Source organism: Vibrio sp. 661 (genome assembly GCF_033339315.1).
GTDB classification, from domain to species: Bacteria; Pseudomonadota; Gammaproteobacteria; order Enterobacterales; family Vibrionaceae; genus Vibrio; species Vibrio alginolyticus.
Genome location: NZ_JAWOUJ010000050.1, coordinates 1 through 1,614, shown reverse-complemented (window position 1 = coordinate 1,614; position 1,614 = coordinate 1). Strand labels below are relative to the sequence as shown.

Sequence of the window (1,614 nt, the reverse complement as noted above, 5' to 3'; positions counted from 1 at the left end):
GTGTTAGCACACGTCGGTTTTTCTTTAGCCGTTGTAGGAGCTGTCTTCAACAGTGAATACTCGTTCCAATACAACTTGCGAGTAGAGCCAGGTGTTTCACATCAAAGAGCAAACATTGGTATCGATTATCAAGGTATGGATTGGGTAATAGGGCCAAATTACACCGCAGAACAAGCAAGGATCATTTTGCGCCTTGATGATCAGACTCGCTATGTATTACAACCTGAAAAACGCCATTATCCCGTGCGAGTAATGAACATGACTGAGCCCGCGATTCTGAGTTTATGGCACGGAGACTATTATCTGACGTTGGGGGATAAAGTTGGCACAAACGCTTATGCGATAAAAGTTCAGTACCGGGCGGGGATTTGGTGGATATGGTCAGGCGGTTTGATAGCGGTGTTTGGCGCACTGACGGCTGTGTATCGCAAAAGAAAGAGGGCCGTGAATGTCACCGAAAACTATGCCTAAACTATTCGGGTTATTTATTGTTGTTGCCGTCTTTTCAGTCGTGGTCGTTGCGGCGTTATCTGACCGTCCCCACGTTGAGCAAGCAAAGGAAAGCACGCTAATGGTTCCAAATTTCAGCGCTGTATCGGTTATCTCTGGAAAAGAGGTCACTCAGGTGTTGTTTCAAGACAATGGCTATAAGTTGCTGAATGTGTGGGCGTCATGGTGTGGGATCTGTAAGAAAGAACATGAAACACTTTTGCAGATAGCGGATGCGGGAGTGCCGATCATTGGTTTGAATTATCGAGATAATAACTCTGCCGCTCAAAACTACTTGAGCTCTAAAAACAATCCTTATCAAGACGTGATTAGTGACCCAAATGGCGAATTGGCGGTTGAGCTGGGAGTGATAGGTACACCAGAAACTTATCTTATTGATCAAAATGGCAAGGTTTTGATCAAATATCGGGGAGCAATCACGATCGACAAATGGAACTCAATATTTTCTAGGTATTTTAATGGCGCTATTTAAATATATATTTATTACCGTTTTTGCACTTGCATTATATTCTCCTGCGAGCAATGGGACTGAAATTAAGCAGAACGTTGGTCTTTTTGAATTTCAATCTGTAGAAGTGCAACAACGAGCAACCTCGCTCGCTAAGACATTGCGCTGCCCACAATGCCAAAACCAGAACTTGATTGAGTCCAATGCGCCAGCGGCTAAAGATCTTCGGTTAAAGGTCTATACCATGGTCAATGAAGGTAGCTCCGATCAGCAGGTAAAAGATTATTTGGTTGAACGATATGGAAATATTGTTCTGTATCAACCTCCATTTAATTATTCAACTGCGCTATTGTGGATCTTTCCTATTATATTTTTGATCTTTTTTGCTCTATTTTCGATCCGACTAATCAAGCGAAATTAATGTGACCATTATTCCAGTATGGAAAATAAATTGTGCATATAACAAGCAGAGTGTTATCATTTTTTGGAATTTATGAAGCCTCCAGTATAAAGCTAACGATAAAATTTGAGCTGGAGAAGTAATAAAAGAACAACAGTAGGTGTACGCAGTGGATTCAGTTATATTGCAGTTAAAGAAGGACTTTTATTCGCAGATTCGTGCGTTTCAAACACCGAAGCTGCCACAAGTGACTTCA

3 protein-coding genes are annotated in these 1,614 nt (G+C 41.7%); all 3 read left to right on the top strand.

Annotated elements, in window-relative coordinates; genetic code table 11:
• A partial coding sequence (locus tag R7P69_RS24570) for a cytochrome c-type biogenesis CcmF C-terminal domain-containing protein (protein WP_318121729.1) occupies positions 1 to 471 on the top strand: 471 nt, incomplete at its 5' end.
• On the top strand, positions 449 to 982 hold the full coding sequence (locus R7P69_RS24565) for a DsbE family thiol:disulfide interchange protein (RefSeq protein WP_005457824.1): 534 nt from the start codon (positions 449 to 451) through the stop codon (positions 980 to 982). The genes R7P69_RS24570 and R7P69_RS24565, both read left to right, overlap by 23 nt.
• Positions 969 to 1,379 (top strand): cytochrome c-type biogenesis protein CcmH, encoded by a 411-nt coding sequence (locus R7P69_RS24560; RefSeq protein WP_318121728.1) that lies wholly within the window; start codon positions 969 to 971, stop codon positions 1,377 to 1,379. The genes R7P69_RS24565 and R7P69_RS24560 overlap by 14 nt, the downstream gene beginning before the upstream one ends.
• The last annotated feature ends 235 nt before the right edge of the window (positions 1,380 to 1,614 follow it).